The organism is Actinocorallia sp. API 0066, from assembly GCF_020991275.1.
Classification (GTDB): domain Bacteria; phylum Actinomycetota; class Actinomycetes; order Streptosporangiales; family Streptosporangiaceae; genus Actinocorallia.
Genome location: NZ_JAJLQY010000001.1, coordinates 925,353 through 941,807, shown reverse-complemented (window position 1 = coordinate 941,807; position 16,455 = coordinate 925,353). Strand labels below are relative to the sequence as shown.

General features: G+C 69.7%; 15 protein-coding genes. 6 read left to right on the top strand and 9 right to left on the bottom strand.

Annotation, left to right across the window (positions count from 1 at the left end; all coding sequences use genetic code 11):
- Window positions 1-415 precede the first annotated feature (415 nt).
- Window positions 416-1,438, top strand: coding sequence for a polyprenyl synthetase family protein (locus LO762_RS04410; protein ID WP_230612648.1), 1,023 nt, complete (start codon window positions 416-418; stop codon window positions 1,436-1,438).
- Window positions 1,439-1,450: 12 nt separating this feature from the next.
- Here the strand turns inward: LO762_RS04410 and LO762_RS33035 are convergent, their stop codons facing one another.
- Window positions 1,451-3,343: a nitrate- and nitrite sensing domain-containing protein gene (locus LO762_RS33035; RefSeq protein WP_304523604.1), complete on the bottom strand. Its 1,893-nt coding sequence runs from the start codon at window positions 3,341-3,343 to the stop codon at window positions 1,451-1,453.
- Window positions 3,344-3,744: 401 nt separating this feature from the next.
- Window positions 3,745-4,965 (bottom strand): helix-turn-helix domain-containing protein, encoded by a 1,221-nt coding sequence (locus tag LO762_RS04390; protein WP_230612645.1) that lies wholly within the window; start codon window positions 4,963-4,965, stop codon window positions 3,745-3,747.
- 134 nt (window positions 4,966-5,099) lie between these two features.
- On the opposite strand from LO762_RS04390, the gene LO762_RS04385 reads away from it, so the two are divergent.
- Together LO762_RS04385 and LO762_RS04380 are read left to right on the top strand one after the other, a co-directional pair.
- Window positions 5,100-5,435: a hypothetical protein gene (locus LO762_RS04385; RefSeq protein ID WP_230612643.1), complete on the top strand. Its 336-nt coding sequence runs from the start codon at window positions 5,100-5,102 to the stop codon at window positions 5,433-5,435.
- Between the two features lie 202 nt (window positions 5,436-5,637).
- Entirely contained in the window at window positions 5,638-5,829 is a 192-nt protein-coding gene (locus tag LO762_RS04380) for a hypothetical protein (RefSeq protein WP_230612642.1), read from the top strand.
- A 407-nt stretch (window positions 5,830-6,236) separates the two neighbouring features.
- Here the strand turns inward: LO762_RS04380 and LO762_RS04375 are convergent, their stop codons facing one another.
- The gene (locus LO762_RS04375) at window positions 6,237-6,701 is read right to left on the bottom strand and encodes a winged helix-turn-helix domain-containing protein (RefSeq protein WP_230612641.1); all 465 of its coding nucleotides are present in this window, start codon (window positions 6,699-6,701) and stop codon (window positions 6,237-6,239) included.
- 73 nt (window positions 6,702-6,774) lie between these two features.
- On the opposite strand from LO762_RS04375, the gene LO762_RS04370 reads away from it, so the two are divergent.
- The 3 genes from LO762_RS04370 to LO762_RS04360 all read left to right on the top strand — a co-directional run bounded on the left by LO762_RS04370 (window position 6,775) and on the right by LO762_RS04360 (window position 9,131).
- Complete coding sequence (locus tag LO762_RS04370) at window positions 6,775-7,308, top strand: PH domain-containing protein (protein ID WP_230612639.1); 534 nt, start codon at window positions 6,775-6,777, stop codon at window positions 7,306-7,308.
- A 108-nt stretch (window positions 7,309-7,416) separates the two neighbouring features.
- Window positions 7,417-7,851 carry a hypothetical protein gene (locus LO762_RS04365; RefSeq protein WP_230612638.1) on the top strand — a complete coding sequence of 145 codons (435 nt, stop codon included), beginning with the start codon at window positions 7,417-7,419 and terminating at the stop codon, window positions 7,849-7,851.
- On the top strand, window positions 7,851-9,131 hold the full coding sequence (locus tag LO762_RS04360) for a hypothetical protein (RefSeq protein WP_230612637.1): 1,281 nt from the start codon (window positions 7,851-7,853) through the stop codon (window positions 9,129-9,131). Before LO762_RS04365 ends, LO762_RS04360 begins: the two co-directional genes overlap by 1 nt.
- Window positions 9,132-9,188: 57 nt before the next feature.
- Here the strand turns inward: LO762_RS04360 and LO762_RS04355 are convergent, their stop codons facing one another.
- The 6 genes from LO762_RS04355 to LO762_RS04330 all read right to left on the bottom strand — a co-directional run bounded on the left by LO762_RS04355 (window position 9,189) and on the right by LO762_RS04330 (window position 16,243).
- Window positions 9,189-10,598 (bottom strand): FAD-binding oxidoreductase, encoded by a 1,410-nt coding sequence (locus LO762_RS04355; protein ID WP_230612636.1) that lies wholly within the window; start codon window positions 10,596-10,598, stop codon window positions 9,189-9,191.
- Window positions 10,599-10,686: 88 nt separating this feature from the next.
- Window positions 10,687-11,472, bottom strand: coding sequence for an ABC transporter permease (locus LO762_RS04350; RefSeq protein ID WP_230612635.1), 786 nt, complete (start codon window positions 11,470-11,472; stop codon window positions 10,687-10,689).
- Window positions 11,469-12,323 carry an ABC transporter permease gene (locus LO762_RS04345; protein WP_230612633.1) on the bottom strand — a complete coding sequence of 285 codons (855 nt, stop codon included), beginning with the start codon at window positions 12,321-12,323 and terminating at the stop codon, window positions 11,469-11,471. The genes LO762_RS04350 and LO762_RS04345 overlap by 4 nt, the downstream gene beginning before the upstream one ends.
- A 1-nt stretch (window position 12,324) precedes the next feature.
- The gene (locus tag LO762_RS04340) at window positions 12,325-13,536 is read right to left on the bottom strand and encodes a PotD/PotF family extracellular solute-binding protein (RefSeq protein WP_230612631.1); all 1,212 of its coding nucleotides are present in this window, start codon (window positions 13,534-13,536) and stop codon (window positions 12,325-12,327) included.
- 5 nt (window positions 13,537-13,541) lie between these two features.
- Window positions 13,542-14,651, bottom strand: coding sequence for an ABC transporter ATP-binding protein (locus LO762_RS04335; RefSeq protein ID WP_230612629.1), 1,110 nt, complete (start codon window positions 14,649-14,651; stop codon window positions 13,542-13,544).
- Between the two features lie 155 nt (window positions 14,652-14,806).
- Window positions 14,807-16,243, bottom strand: a complete 1,437-nt coding sequence (locus tag LO762_RS04330) for a gamma-aminobutyraldehyde dehydrogenase (protein ID WP_230612627.1) — start codon at window positions 16,241-16,243, stop codon at window positions 14,807-14,809.
- Window positions 16,244-16,455 lie beyond the last annotated feature (212 nt).

Below are 16,455 nucleotides of genomic sequence, written 5' to 3'. Positions count from 1 at the left end.
AGAAAGCTCGGAATGTCACGGTAGACGGGTAGCTTTCGCGCTTCGCGGACCGGTCTGACGGCGGTATCCAGGGCCATTGTTCGGACGCCTCTTTCCGTACACGCGCCGGTCCGGTCCGGGTTACAGACCAGACCAGGATGAACCCGACAAGTCCGGAGTGTTTCATGATCCAATGAGAGGATCAAGACGTACGCAACCTGACAAGTCGGACACGTTCCTGTGACCTCTCACACAATGCGATACAGGCCGTGAGAAGTGATGAACTCTCCGCTACAGGCATTTATCGGAATGACTCTCCGCAATCGACCGATCATCGAAAGATACTTACAACAATGAAACCAAGAATGGTTTCATCAGATGATCGTTTTTGGCAGTCTGGAATATCGGCGCCATCGCAGTCGTGAGAAAGGGCCGCATGATGACCCCCCAGGCACTCGCTCCCGGGATCACCGGGATACTCGACGACACCAGACGCTGGATGCGGCCCGCGATGATCGACACCGCGAACCGCCTGCACCCGGGCCCGCGCCAGATCTCCGGCTTCACCTTCGGCTGGCGCGAGGCCGACGGCACACCCCGCGACGGCGACGGCGGCAAGGGCGTCCGACCCGCGCTCGCCGGACTCGCCGCCACCGCCGCCGGAGGCCGCCCCGAGGACGCCGCGCCCGGCGCCGTCGCCGTCGAGTTCACGCACGCGTTCTCCCTCGTGCACGACGACATCATGGACGGCGACGAACTGCGCCGACACCGCCAGACCGCGTGGAAGGCGTACGGCGTCGGCGCCGCGGTGCTCGCCGGAGACGGACTCCTCGCCCTCGCCCTGGACACCCTCGCCCGCACCGGACACGCCGAAGCCGTCCGGCGGCTCACCGGGGTGCTCGTCGAACTCGTCAACGGGCAGGCCGCCGACACCGCCTTCGAGGACCGTGCCTGGAGCGGTCCGCATGCCGTCACCGTCGAGGAGTACACGGCGATGGCGACGGGCAAGACCGCGTCGCTGCTCGGCTGCGCCGCCTCCCTCGGCTGGCTGCTCGGCGGCGGCGACTCCGCCGGGGCCGAGCGGATGGACGCGATGGGCCGTCACCTGGGCCTCGCCTTCCAGGCCGTCGACGACCTCCTCGGCATCTGGGGCGACCCGGACGTCACCGGCAAAGCCGTGCACAACGACCTGCGGCAGGGCAAAAAGAGCCTGCCGGTGGTCGCCGCGCTGCGCACCGACACCGAGGGCCTCGCCGACCTCCTCGCCGCCCGCCCCGACGACGACGCGCGCGCGCTGCGCGCCGCCGACCTCATCGAGAAGGCGGGCGGGCGCCGCTTCACCGAGGAGCTCGCCGAACGCGAGCTCACCGCCGCCCTCGCCGTCATCGACCAGCTCGGCGGCCCGGCCGCGGCCGCGCTCACCGCCCTCGCCGAGTACGTCGTGCGGCGCCTCGCCTGACCGGCCGGACGGTCAGGCCGACCCCTCCCCCGAGCCGCGCGCCGCGGCGTCCCAACCGGGCTCCTCGGGCACCACGAGCCCGGACGGGACGAGCGCGAACGCGCTGACCCCGCCGAACGGCGAGGGCCGCAGCGTCACCCGGATGCCGTGCCGGACGGCGAGCCTGGCGACGACGAACAACCCGAGCCGGTCACTCGCGGCCAGATCCGGCTCCGGCGCCTCCCGCAGCCGCCGGTTCAGCGCGGCGAGCTCCGCCTCCGACAGGCCCACTCCCCTGTCCACCACCTCCACCGCGAACCCTTCGGCGACCTGCTCACCCGTAACGAGCACCTCGGTAGGCGGGGGCGCGTAAGCCGTCCCGTTCTCCACGAGTTCCGCGACGAGGTGCACCACGTCGGCGACCGCGACCCCGGCCAGCGCCACCCGGGCCGCGCACACCAACTTGACCCGCTCGCCGTCCTCGACCGCGGCGACCGCCTCGCGCAGCACGTCGGCGACCGGGACGGGACGGCTCCAGGCGCGCGCGGGCGCCGTGCCGGAGAGCACCACGAGCCCCTCGGTGTAGCGGCGCATCCTTCCGGTGAGCCGCCCGAGCCCGCGCAGCTCGTCCCGCGCCTCGCCGTCCTGGACGCGCGACTCCACCGCGTCCAGCGCCTGCTCCTGCCGGTGCAGCAGCGTCTGCGCCCGCCAGGCCAGGTTCAGGAACAGCCTCCCCACCCCCTCCTTCAGCCGCTTCTCCCTTTCACCCGCCTCAACAACAACGTTCCGCGCCTCCTCCCCATCACGAACAAGGCCACGCCCCACCCTCACGGCCACGACCAGCAGAACAAGAACCACCCCCGACCCAACCCCGCCGATCCACCACAACCGCCGCGCCAACGCCGCCACCTCGGCTTCCCGCTCCACCCGCGCCGCCCGCTCGGCCGCACCCATCCGCGCGTCCCAGACACCGAGCAGCTCAGTGACCGCCGGGCCCCACCCCACCCTCACCCGCTCCGGCAACCGCCCAGGCCCCGCCTCTTTCACCAGCTCCTCAAGTTCCCGCACCCGAACATACGCCGCATCCGCGACAACATCCCGCACCCGGTTACCCGCCACGTCCGAGGCCAGACCCGGCACCTGGGCATGCGCCGAGCCCGAAGCCGAGCCCGGCACCTGGGCATGCGCCGAGTCCGAGGCCGAGCCCGGCACCTGGGTGTGCGCAGCGCCCGCGCCGACGCCCGCCTTCGGTCCGCCGAGCCGCGCGAGGGCAACCGTGACGGTCTGGTGCCGGGCCGCCGCCCAGCCCGTGAACTCACGGTGCCGCGTCGCCGAGAGCCTCCCCCGCCCGGCCACGGCCGTCCCGACGATGGCGTCCTCCCGCAACAGGAACTCCCGCGCCCACGCGAACACCACAGCCCCGTCACCCCCGCCGCCGACCTCGGGCGCACTGACCACACCGAGCCCCGCCAGCACCACGTCACTGAGCCCCCGCACCGCCTCACCGGGCGACACCGTCCCGGCGTCCACCCGTTCCCGCAGTGTGGCAAGCCCGTCAAGCGCCTCCACCAACCCCTCCACCCGCGCCACGACCCCAGCTGGCACCTCCCCACTCAACGCCTTACTCCGAAACCGCGCCTCAACCTCGTCCACCACCGCCCGCACCGCCGTCAACCGCCCGTACGCAGGCCCACCCCGCCCCTCCCCGCCCGCCAGAAACGGCCCGGTCAGCCGCCTCTCCACCTGCACCGCCGCCACAAGCTCCCGCCCAACCCCACCCACCCCTTCCCCCACCACAACCCCACGCCGAGCCTCCCCCACCTCCCCGAAGACCCCCCACCCGACCACCCCCAACACCCCGAGCACCACCACCACGGGCACAACAACCACCACCCCCACCCTGCCCAAAACCCCACCCAAGCCCATAACCCCCACCAATTCCTCCGGACACCCACCCTCCCACCCACTCCCGATCATCCCCCCTCCCCCAGCCCACCGCGACCCCCACCCCCACTCTTAACATTCCCCACCCCACCCAAACGCAAATCCCCACCCCACACCCCCTACCCTTCCCCACCCCTCCCCCAACAACACCCCAAAAAAGGCCCCACTCCTTTCCCAATAACCCCTGACTTCCCACCACCCCCACCCAACTCACCCGCCCCCACCCACGCCGCATCGCCCGACTCGGGCCCGGATCAACGCCCGGCCCATCAGGCCCCCGACATCACACGGATTTCAGCGCGTTCTGCGACAGCACGGCGGCCGACCACCCCGGCCGCAGCTGAGGGCACAAAGACCGACCACGCCCCCGAACTCCCAGGTGCTCACGCGGATTGCGGGTAGTCGTTGAGCAACTCGGCCACTTCGGGAACCGACCGGTAGTCCTTGAGCCGGGTGAGCACGGCGCGCGCGCGGGTAGCGGTACGTTCGCTGGACAGGTCGGCGGCGAGCGCGAGCATCCGCCGGGCCGTAGCCGCAGCCTCCTCCGCCTCGTTGGCGTCAGCCAGAGCAACGGCCAACCACGACAGATAGAGCGCGAGCTCACGCGTGTGAGTCGCGTCGTAACGCGCCAGCACCTCGGCCAACAGCGGCACCGCACGCAGCGGGCGCCGAAGTTCCGTGTAGACGCGGGCTTCCATGACCTGGAGCTCCCCGGCGTCCACCCAGTACACGTACCCCGGTTCATCCTCACCGACCGTGTACTCCGCCAACGCCTCGCCCGCCTCCCCCAACGCCCGCATCGCGGACTGCGCCTCCCCCGCCTTGGTGTGCGCCCACGCAAGCCTGTCCCAAGCCAGGGCCCGCACACGGGCCGGAGCACCGGGCCCCGCGACGTCGAGGGCAGCACGAGCCCGCAGCACGGCCCCGGCCACGTCGCCGACGTTCGACTCCTGATAGGCCAACGACCCGAGCAGATTCGACTCCAGCACGCCGTCACCTGCCTCACGCGCCGCACTAATGCCCAGCCAATACGCCTCAACGGCCCTGGCATGCTGGCCCGCGTCACTGGCGACCCACCCGGCGATCTGGGCGAACTCCCCGATCACCCGGAGCAACGCCCGCCCAGTCCGCCCAGAATGCGTCCCCTCGCGATGAACACGCACCGCCGATCCCAGCTCCCGAAAAGCGGGCCCGACAAGATCCCCACCGGACAACACGTCATCGGCCAACCGCAACCCATGCACCCGCCCAACAAGATCGTCCACAACCCCACGCCCAACCCGCCGCCCACCCCACCCCAACAGATCAACTGAAGGCAGCAGCTCCCTAAGCACCACACCCGGCGAAGGCCCCCCACCCGGCAACGAACCGAACAGTTCGCCCTCTGTTGTCCCGAACGCGGCGGCGTAAGCCGGGCTCCACACGTCGTCGGGGTGGTGTTCGCCCCGCTCCCACCGGCGGACCTGGCGTGCGAGGGATTCCAGCGGCGGGTACTCCTCGCCACGCGCCCGGTGGAGCTGACGGGCCATCTCGTACTTGGACCAGCCGCGCTGCTCCCGCGCCCGGCGCAGCCGCCCTGCCCATTCCGGAATGTCCTGGTCCATCCCTCGGCCTCTCGCGCTGACCCGACCCGGACACGCGGTTGTCCGGGTCCCTGTCCGCCATTGTGGCCCTGCCCAGCGGCCGAGCACAGGGAGTCCACTGGACGTGTCTGTTTCGCTACAGGAGAGGACGCGCCATGACGTATACGCAGACGGAGCGGGAGGCCGCTGAGTTGGCGGGGTTGCGGGAGGGGTATCCCGGGTGGAACGTGTGGCGGGCGTCGGGTGGGGCGTGGATGGCGTCCCGGCGTGCGGAACTGGACCTGCGGCAGGTGCGGGCGGGGTGTTCGCCGACGTTGATGGAGGACACGTGCCGTCGGCTGTGGCGTCAGTTGGAGGCGGAATCGCTGGCGGATCGGCACACGGCGGATGGCTACCTGTGCAGTGTGGACGCGGCGTGGTGGCATCTGTTGGACGGGCGGGCGTGCTGCGGGGTGACCGGCGGGGCGGTGGGGGCGGTGGAGAGGCTGTGACGGACCTCATTGTGGGCGGGATCATCGGCGTGTTGGTGTGGGTGCTGGGCGTGGTCGCCCTGGTCGTGTGGGCTAGGGCGGGCCGGTGAGGCGCGGTCCGGCGGCGGAGCCGACGATTCGGCGGGGTCAGGCGGTTCATGAGTTGTTCCGGGAGCTTTCGCGGACGCCGGGTGTCACCGTCGTGATGGGGTGGGCCATCTCGGTGGACTCGGTGATCGTGACGGGGCCCGGTGGGCGAAAGTTGCTGGTGTGGGTGTCGCAGCCCGACGACGAGCCTGCCCGTTACTGGGCGGATGTTCCCGGCGGGGAGGTGAACGACTACCTCGGATCCAGCGACAACGGGGTCGCGCGGATCCTGGGGATGATCCGGCGGCGGGTGGGCTGCCACGGGTGACCGCGCGGAAGGGGCGATCGCCAGGGCGCGCGAAGCGGCGCGGCTCGCGCGGAGGGCGTCACGTGAGTCCGGCTCGTGGCGGGAGGCGGGGGTCCCTGGGTCGGGCAGACAGGTGTTCGTGGCCAGGGCGCGTTCGCGGGCCCGGAGGGCGCCGGTGGTTCTTGGCGCGTTGTGTCCGGTGGATCGGCCGGGTTCGGGCGCGCGACAGTCGTGCGCGGGCCGCCCTGGGGCGGGCGCGGTGGGTCCGACTGTGGGCGCGTTCGCCGCACGGGTTCGGGCGCGCGGGTGGCGGCGCGCCAGGACGGTCGGCGGCGGATCGGGTTGGGGTCTGGCCGGGGGCGCGTTCTGGGGGCGTGGTGGAGCTGGGCCGGGGCTCTTGGGCGCGGCCTGGAAGGAAGCGGAGCGGGTTAGCGGCGGGTGTACATGTAGCCGAGGCGGCGTACCGTGACTATGCGGTCTCGGTAGGGGCCGAGCTTGCCTCGGAGGCGGTGGATGTGCACGTCGACGGTGCGGACGGAGCCCGCTTCGGAGTAGCCCCAGACGGCGCGCAGGAGCTGGACGCGCGAGTGGACCCGGCCGGGACTGGCCGTGAGGTGCGCGAGCAGTTCGAACTCCTGGTAGGTCAGGGGTATCTTGCGGCCGTCCACATGGGCTGAACGAGACACCTCGTCCACGGTCAGACCATCGTGGACGATGCGCGTGTCCTCGGGCAGGACGGGCGTGACGGGGGCCTCACCCTCCCTGCTCAATGGCACGATGTGTCCGACTATGACGAGGGCGGTGTCGGTCCCCTCCATGGGGACGACGCCGAGCAGCTGTCCCTGGTCGGCAGGGATGCCCTCCACTTTCGCGGCGGCTGTCAAGGTGTCCATGAACCCATATTACACACTAACTTGGTCGAGTATATAGAGTTACAGCGGCTTTCCCGTATGCGATCCTTGACACGTGGGCTTCAACGACATGATGGTCGTGCGCGACAGGACAAGGTCCAGGACGATCCGGCACTACCTCATGGCCGACGAGGAGCAGGTCATCGCGGTACGCCGCCACCCGGTGGCGCTGTGGCGGCCGGTCGCGGAGGTGTTCGGCAGCCTCATCCTCGCCGGGGTGCTGAGCCGCTGGCTGGGCGCGGGCGCGGCGTCGCTCGTCGTCTGGTTCGCCTGGCTGTTCCTCGTCGGACGCCTGATGTGGCGCGTCCTCACCTGGTATGTCGAGTTCTTCATCGTCACCGAGCGCCGCCTCATGTACATCCAGGGCCTCATCGAGCGCCGGGTCGGCATGATCCCGCTGAAGAAGGTGACGGACATCAAACTGGAACGCCCCATCCAGGGCCAGTTCCTCGACTACGGCACGTTCATCATGGAGAGCGCGGGCGACGACCAGGCGTTCCGCCAGGTCACCTACATGCCCTACCCGGAGCAACTGTACTTCGAGATCTCCTCGATGATCTTCCCGTCGATCGACGACAACCCGGACTGAGCCCCGGCCGCGTCCCGGCCGAACCGCTCCCGGCATCCCTTACCCCACCGGTATCTCCCGTTATCTAGACTGGCGCCGTCAACACCCCCGACCCCTCGGAGTTCCGACGTGCCCAGCGTCCGCGTCCTCGTGCCCGTCCTCGCGCTGTCCCTGCTCGCCGTGTCCGCCTGCGGCGGCGGCGACGAGCCGGAGACGGCCGCGAGCACCCCCGCCGCGACGGCCACCGCGCCGCAGACCCCGGACGCCGCCCCCACGGACACCCCCGCGACCCCCGCCTTCGACGGCGAGGAGTTCACCGTGACGATCACCGGTAGCAAGGTCGCGCCCCGTCCGTCGATCCAGAAGGTCGCCAAGGGCACCAAGGTCCGGATCACCGTGACGGCCGACGCCGACGACGAGCTCCACGTGCACGGCTACGACAAGTCCGCCGCGCTGAAGGCCGGCGAGCCCGCCACCGTCGAGTTCACCGCCGACGTGAGCGGCCGTTTTGAGGTGGAGACGCACGGGGCGCACCTGCTGCTGTTCACCCTCCAGGTGTCCTGATGGTCATCGCCCACGGCATCGGCGGGCGGCAGGACCTTCCGATCCCGCTGGAAGTGCTGATGATCGGCGCGGCCCTGGCGGTGCTCGCGTCGTTCGCCGCGCTGGGCCTGACCTGGCAGCGGTCGAAGTTCCGCGCGGACGCCGGTCGCCCCGTCCCGGCGTGGCTCCAGGCGTTCGCCGACTCCCGGGTCACCCGCACGGTGCTGCGTCTCGTCGGTGTGCTCGGCACCCTGGCGACGATCGTCGCCGCCGCGTTCGGCCCGTCGGGCAACGCCAACCCGGCGCCCTGGACGGTCTACGTGATCTTCTGGGTCGGCCTGGTGTTCGCGTCGCTGGCGTTCGGCCCGGTGTGGAAGCTGCTGAACCCGTTGCGCGCGGTGCATCGCGGGATCGCCCTGCTGAGCGGCGGGAAGCCGCTGGCCCGCTATCCGGCCGGGCTCGGCTACTGGCCCGCCGCCGTGGGCCTGCTGGCGTTCACCTGGATGGAGCTGGTCGCGCCGGACCGGGTCGAGGGCTGGGCGCTGCTCACCTGGTTCTCGATCTACGCGGCCGTCATGATCGTCGGCTCGACGGTCTTCGGCACGGAGTTCTTCGACAAGGCCGATCCGTTCGAGGTCTATTCGTCGTTCATCGGCCGGATGGCGCCGATCGGTAGGCACGAGGACGGCCATCTGGTCTTCCGGAACCCGTTCGACGGGCTCGTGGGGCTGCGTCCGGCTCCCGGCCTCGTCGCGGTGCTGTGCGTCATGCTCGGCTCCACCGCCTACGACGGGTTCACGCGCTCGCCGTGGTGGGTCGGCCAGGTCCAGGACGGCCCACTGCCGCCCACCCTGATGAGCACCCTCGGCATGTTCGCCCTCGTGCTCATCGTGGCGGTGACGTACTGGCTGTGCACCTACTCGGCGGGGCCGGGCGGCCCGGGTGAACTCGCCCACTCGCTCATCCCGATCGCGGTGGGCTACCTGATCGCGCACTACTTCTCGCTGTTCTTCTACAGCTCGCAGAGCGCGTTCATCCTGTGGTCGGACCCGTTCGGCACCAACGCCGACTACCTCGGCGTCGGGGACTTCGCGGTGAACTTCGAACTGCTGCCCGTCTGGCTGCTCGCCGTCGTCAGGGCGGGCGCGGTGGTCGCCGGGCACATCTTCGGGGTGTTCTCGGCGCACGACAGGGCCGTCGCGCTGCTTCCGACCCGCCGCGCGCTCACCGGGCAGCTTCCGCTGCTTCTGCTCATGGTCTTCTACACCGTCGGCGGGCTGTTCCTTCTGTTCGCCACCTGACGAGCGGGCGAGGCCGACGGCCGGGGACCGCCCGAGGGTCCCCGGCCGTCGCCGTCTCTAGGAGTCGAAGCCGAGACCGAACTTGTCCAGGGTGCGCAGCCAGAGGTTGCGTTTGCCCTGGTTGGCGTCGGCCCTGGCGATCGACCAGCGGGTCAGCTGGATCGCGCCGAACCGGAACGGCTCGGGCGGGAACGGCAGCGGCTTGCTCCGCACCATGTCCAGCCCCATCCTGCGGGTCTGCTCGCCCGGTGCGAGGCCGACGCCGAGGTGGTCGAGGATCACGTTGGCGCCGAACCGGGTCGCGCCGACCCCGAGGCCCGTGTAACCCGTCGCGTAGGCGAGGCGGCCGCCCATCGCCGTCCCGTAGAAGGCGCAGAAGCGGCTGCACGTGTCGATCACGCCGCCCCACGCGTGCGTGAAGGCGAGGCCCTCCAGCTGCGGGTAGGTGCGGAAGAAGTGGGACGACAGCCGCGCGAACGTCTCCGGCCGTGACTCCAGCTCGTGCCGCAGCCCGTTGCGGAAGTGGTAGATCGCGTCGTACCCGCCCCACAGGACGCGGTTGTCGGCGGTCAGCCGGTAGTAGTGGAACTGGTTTGCCGAGTCGCCGAGCCCCTGGCGGTTGCGCCAGCCGAGCGAGGCGAGCTGGGCGTCGCTCAGCGGCTCGGTCATCAGGGCGTAGTCGTAGACGGGCACCAGGTAGTGCTTGAGCCGCTTCAGCAGAGGCGGGAACACGCCGGTGCCGAGCGCCACCCGGCCCGCCCGCACCCCGCCGTAGGGGGTGCGCAGCCACAGGCCCGCGCGCGCCTCCTGGAGCGCCGTGACGGGCGTGTGCTCGTAGATCCGGACGCCGAGCGCCACACACGCCTCGCGCAGCCCCCAGGCGAGTTTGGCGGGGTGCAGCATCGCCGCGCCGTCGCGGTCCCAGAGGCCGCCGAGGTAGGTGGGCGAGTCGACTTCGGCGCGGACGGCCTCGCGGTCCAGCAGCCGCACGTCGTGGCCGAGGCGGGCGCCGTGCTCGGCCTCCTCGGCGAGATCGGCGAGCTGCCACTGCTCGGTGGCGACGTGCAGTTCGCCGGTGAACTCGAAGTCGCAGTCGATGCCGTACCTGGCGACGGTGTCGGCGATCTCCTGCAGGTTCTCCTTGCCGAGCCGTTCCAGCTCGGCGATCTGGCCCGGCCAGCGGGCCATGCCGTTCCACAGGCCGTGCGTGAGGGACGCGGCGCAGAAACCGCCGTTGCGTCCGGAGGCCGCGCCACCCACGCGGTCGGCCTCGACGACGACCACGTCCAGGGACGGATCGCGCTCCTTGGCCATGAGGGCGGTCCACAGTCCCGTGTAACCGCCGCCGATCACGGCCAGGTCGCAGGTGGTCGTCTCCACCAGCGACGGGAGGGGCTCGGGTCGAGCCGGGTCTTCAAGCCAGTACGGAGTCGGCTCGGCCTGCGCCAGAGCCTTCAACGCATTCACATGTCCCTTCTCCTGTGCCCCCTGGGCCGTCGGCCGGGGCCCGTCCGCTTTCAGACGGGGCTTCCCCGGCCGCGACTAGGGTCACGTCTCAGGTGGTTCTGCGGCGGCGCGCCGACCAGAGGTTGTAGAGCGCGACCAGCACACCGACCGCGAAGATCAACGTGCCCATCACGTTGACCTGGGGTGGCGTCCCCGTTCTTGTGGAACTCCACACCCACAGCGGGAACGTCACGGTGGACCCGCTGGTGAAATTGGTGATCACGAAGTCGTCGACGGACAGGGCGAAGGCGAGCATCGCCCCGGCCATCACGCCCGGCATGATCATCGGCAGGGTGACCAGCCGGAACGTCGTCCAGCCGGAGGCCCCGAGGTCGGCCGCGGCCTCCTCCAGGGAGGGGTCGAGGCCGACGACCCGCGCGCGCACCGTCACCGCGACGAACGCGATGGAGAACATCACGTGCGCCAGCAGGATCGTGACGAACCCGCGCGGGGTGTTGAGCTGCACGAACATCGCCAGGAGCGAGGAGCCCATGACGAGTTCGGGCGTCGAGATCGCGGCGAAGAGCACAAAGTTGGACGTGCCCTGGCCGCGGAACCGGAACCTGCCGAGCGCGAGCCCGACCATGGTCCCGATGACCGTGGTGACCACCGTGCTGAGCAGGGCGATCAGGAGTGAGTTGACCAGCGCCCTGGTCAGGTCCTCCTTCTCGAACAGGCGGGCGTACCACTCGAAGGTGAAGCCCTCCCAGACGAAGTTCTGCTTGGAGGACGTGTCGTTGAAGCCGAACGCGATCATCACCGCGATCGGCAGCACGAGCCACGCGACGAGCAGCAGCGTGTAGGCGTGGAGGAGGCGCCCCTTGAGGAGTTTCATCGGCCCGCCGCCTCCAGGACGTCCTTCGTGCCCAGCAGCCGCGCGTACAGGAAGATGCCGACGAGCAGCGCGCCCATCAGCGTGAACGACAGGGCGGAGGCCGTCGGGTAGTTGCTGTTGTTGAAGTACTCCAGGTAGATGACGTTGCCGATCATCACGTTGCCGCTGCCGCCCAGCACGTCGGCGTTGACGTAGTCGGCCGACGCGGGGATGAACGTCATGACGACGCCCGCGAACACGCCGGGCAGCGACAGCGGGAGCACCACCCGCAGGAACGTCTGGACGCGCGAGGCGTACAGGTCGCGGGCCGCCTCCAGGAGCCGCGCGTCGACACGTTCCAACGCGACGTAGATCGGCAGCACCATGAACGGCAGGAAGTTGTAGGCGAGGCCCGCGACCACCGCGAAGGTGGTGCCGAGGACGTGGAAGTCCTCGTTGAGCAGGCCCCAGTCCTTGAACGTCCCGAGGAAGATGCCGTCGTCGGCCAGCACGAACTTCCAGGAGACCGTGCGCAGGATGAACGACACGAAGAACGGCAGGAGCAGCAGGAACAGGTACGTGGACTTGTTACGACCCGCCTTGAAGGCGATCCAGTACGCGGCCGGGTAGGCGATCAGGATGCACGCGACCGTCGCCAGCAGCCCGTACCAGAGGGACCGGACGAACTTGTCGCCGTACGTCGAGAGGCCCTCGGTGTAGTTCTGCCAGTGGAACGTGAACGCGAAGCCGTCGATCAGGTTGCCCTCCATCAGGGAGAAGGACAGCATCATGATCAGCGGCACCGCGAAGAACGCGGTGAGCCAGAGACCTCCGGGCAGGATCAGGAGGTAGGGGGTCAGGCGGCGGCGCACGCTACGAGCCCTGCGGAACCGGGGTGAAGACGCTCTGGTAGATCTCCTTCTCCTCCTGCGTGAGGGTCCGGTACCTGCGCAGCTTCGCCATGTCCGCGGCGGTCGGGAACACCAGCGGGCTGGTGACCAGCGACTCCAGCAGCTCCTTGTCCTCACCCTTGGCGGCTGCCGCGTCCTCGACGATGAAGCCCTTCGCGGACGGGACGGGCGTGATGTAGTTGATGAACTCCGTCAGCGTCGCGTTGACGCGCGGGTCGTACAGGTAGTTCATCAGCTCCAGCGCGTCCACCGGGTTCTCGGCGGTGGACGGGATGCACAGGTTGTCCGTCCAGAGGGTGCCGCCCTCTTCGGGGATCGCGAACCTGACCTCGGGGCCGGCCAGGCTGAACACGTCGCCGGACCACGCCATGGTGATCCACACGTCGCCCTTGGTGACGGCCTCGATGTAGTCCTGCGTGTAGTACTTGCGCACGAGCGGACGCTGCTCGCGGAGCTTGTCGGCGGCCTTCCTCCAGTCGTCGGGGGTGGACTTCTCCGGGTCCACGCCGATGAGGAACAGGCCGACGTTGCCGAGCTCCTGCGAGTCGCCCATCATGCCGATCTTGCCCTTGTACTTCGGGTTCAGCAGATCGGCCCACTTGGTGATGGGCTCCTTCACGTACTTGGTGTTGTACGCGATGCCCGTGATGCCCGAGGTGTAGGGAACGGTGAAGGTGTTGCCCGGGTCGTAGGACGGGTCCTTCAGCGCCGGGTCCACGTTCGCCGCGAAGTTCGGCAGCTTGGAGTGGTCGAGCGGCACGAGGTAGCCGAGCTGGCGCGCCTGCTCCAACTGGAGGCCGTTGGTCATCACCATCATGTCGAAGCCGATGGACTGCCCTGCGCGCAGCGGGGCGTCGATCTTCCCGAACCACTCGGCGTTCTCGTTGATGACCTCCTTGTAGGTCACCTCGATGCCGGTCTTGGCGGTGAAGCCCTTGAGGGTCGCCCGGTCGTCCTCCATGTAGCCGACCCAGTTGGCCCAGTTCAGCCTGCCGTTCTTCGCCTTGCCCGCCCAGTACTTCTCGACCTCGGACTGGGTGACGTTCTGCTTGCCGCCCTGGCCCTCGACCCCGCACGCGGCGGCGGCCATGCCGACGACGCCCAGGCCCATCAGCTTCAGGAAGTCCCGGCGCTGGGTGAGGCCGCGGCGCAGGAGGGGATTGATCTCGTTCATGTGGTTCAGGCTCCGATCGCGTAGGAGTGCCGCGGTTCCCACGACAGCCAGACGCTGTCCCCCCGTACGGCGATGTCGTTGGCGTTTGAGGCGTTCTGGGTGAATACGACTACTTCAGCCCCGGTTGAGGTGCGGACGTTGTAGTTGGTGCTGGTCCCGAGGTAGATCACCTCGGTGACGGTGCCGCGCACCCTGCTGCGGCCGCCGTCCGGCTCCTCGGTCCGCATGTCGATCTTCTCCGGGCGGACCGTCAGCTCCAGCTCGGAGCCGACCTTCGTCGTCCGGGCCGGCACCACGATCCGCTCGTCGCCGCCCAGCCCGATGACGGCGGCGCCGTCGCGCAGCTCGGTGACCGTGCCCGACAGCAGGTTCGACGTCCCGATGAACCCGGCGACGAACTTGGACGCCGGGTGCTCGTAGATCTCGCGCGGCGACCCGAGCTGCTCGACCCGCCCGTCGTTCATGACCGCGATCCGGTCCGACATGGTGAGGGCCTCGCCCTGGTCGTGCGTGACGAACACGAACGTGATGCCGACCTCGCGCTGGATGCGTTTCAGCTCGACCTGCATCGTCTGCCGGAGCTTGAGGTCGAGGGCGGCCAAAGGCTCGTCCAGGAGGAGCGCGCGCGGGTTGTTCACCAGCGCGCGCGCGAGCGCCACCCGCTGCTGCTGGCCGCCGGACAGCTCGCCGGGACGGCGTTTCTCACGCCCGCCCAGCCCGACGATCTCCAGGATCTCACCGACGCGGCGGGTCACCTCGTCCTTGGCGACGCCCTTGCGGCGCAGGCCGAACGCGACGTTCTCGGCGACGCTCATGTGCGGGAACAGCGCGTAGGACTGGAACACCATGTTCACGTCGCGCCTGTTCGGCGGCACGCCCGTCACGTTCTCGCCGTGCAGGTGGACCTCGCCCGAGGTGGGCTCGTCGAACCCGGCGATCATCCGCATCGTCGTCGTCTTGCCGCAGCCGGAGGGGCCGAGCAGGGAGAAGAACTCGCCTTCCCCGATGCGCAGGTCCACGCCCTTGACCGCCTGGACGGTCTCGCCGTGCGCGGTGAACTCCTTGACGAGGCTCACCAGCTCGATGGCGGGAAGAACGACCTGGTTCTCCGTCATTTTTGTCCTTCGGGGGGTCGTGCGCGGGAGGCGGGGGGCCGCCTCCGGTGTGCGGGGGTCGTGCGGGGGCTGGAGTCGTGGGGGGAGCCTGGGGGTCCCGGCCCGTCCGCGCCACCGGGAGCGACGCGGACGGAACGGTTTATATCCGACTTTTGTTACCGGCCGATGTAGTGCATGACGTGCTTGATCCGGGTGTAGTCCTCAAATCCGTACATCGAGAGGTCCTTGCCGTAGCCGGAGTGCTTGAAGCCGCCGTGCGGCATCTCCGAGACGAACGGGATGTGCGTGTTCACCCAGACCACGCCGAAGTCCAGGCGGCGGGTCATCCGCATCGCCCGGCCGTGGTCGTTCGTCCAGACGCTCGACGACAGGCCGTACTGGACGCCGTTCGCCCACCGGACCGCCTCGTCCTCGTCCGAGAACGACTGGACCGTCATCACCGGGCCGAAGATCTCCTCCTGGACGTGCTCGTCGTCCTGGCGCAGGCCGGAGATGACCGTCGGGGCGAAGAAGTAGCCCCGGTCGCCGACCTGGGCGCCGCCCGTCTCGACCGTCGCGTGGCCCGGCACCCGGTCCAGGAAGCCCTTGACGCGCGCGAGCTGGTTCGCGTTGTTGACCGGGCCGAAGTAGGCGTCCGGGTCGTCCGGGCCCGCCGTCTTCAGGCCGGCGGCGGCCTCCGCCAGCGCGGCGGTGAAGTCGGTGGCGATGCGCTCGGAGACGAGGATGCGGGTCGCGGCCGTGCAGTCCTGGCCCGCGTTGAACAGGCCGGACCCGGCGATGCCCTCGGCGGCCGCGGCGATGTCGGCGTCGTCGAACACGACGACCGGGGCCTTGCCGCCCAGCTCCAGGTGGACCCGCTTGAGGTCGCGGGCGGCCGACGCGGCCACCTCCTTGCCCGCGCGCACCGAACCGGTGATCGAGACCATCTGCGGCGTCGGGTGCTCCACAAGCGCCTTGCCCGTCTCACGGTCGCCCGTGACGACGTTGAGCACGCCCGGAGGCAGGAACTCGGCTGCGATCTCCGCCAGCAGCAGCGTCGAGACCGGCGTGGTGTCGGACGGCTTCAGCACGACCGCGTTGCCCGCCGCGATCGCCGGGGCGAACTTCCACACCGCCATCATCATCGGGTAGTTCCACGGCGCGACCTGCCCGACGACACCGATCGGCTCGCGCCGGATCGACGAGGTGTGGTCGGCCAGGTACTCGCCGGACGAGCGGCCCTCCAGCACCCGGGCGGCGCCCGCGAAGAACCGGATGTTGTCCACCATGGGGCCGATTTCCTCGTCCACGGTGAGCTGGTACGGCTTGCCGGTGTTCCTCACCTCGGCCCTGGCGATCTCCTCGCCGCGCGCCTCGACCGCGTCCGCGATCTTCAGCAGGGCAAGGCTCCGCTCCTTGGGCGTGGCGTCCCGCCAGCCCTCGAACGCCTTGGCCGCCGCCGCGTACGCCGCGTCCAGATCGGCCGTGCCCGAGACGGGAGCCTGCGCGTACACCTCACCCGTGCTCGGGTCGACGACGTCGGAGTAGGCGCCGTCCGCCGGCTCCACGTACTCCCCGTTCACAAAGTTGCGCAGTTGCGCCTTGCCGGTCATCTTCGACCTCCACCAGGTGTCCCGTGTCGCTTGACTTTCGCAGAGCATAACCCCGGCTACAAGGGATTCCGTTGTTACAATCGGGTTTCCCAACGGAATCGCTTGTCGAACCGGGTTGGATGTATGGTTCACGCCGTCCCGCCGCACCCTTGCGGCGGTGTGCCCAGAGGCTATGCGGCGTGCGTCACCTTGGCGAACGGGGAGGATGGACC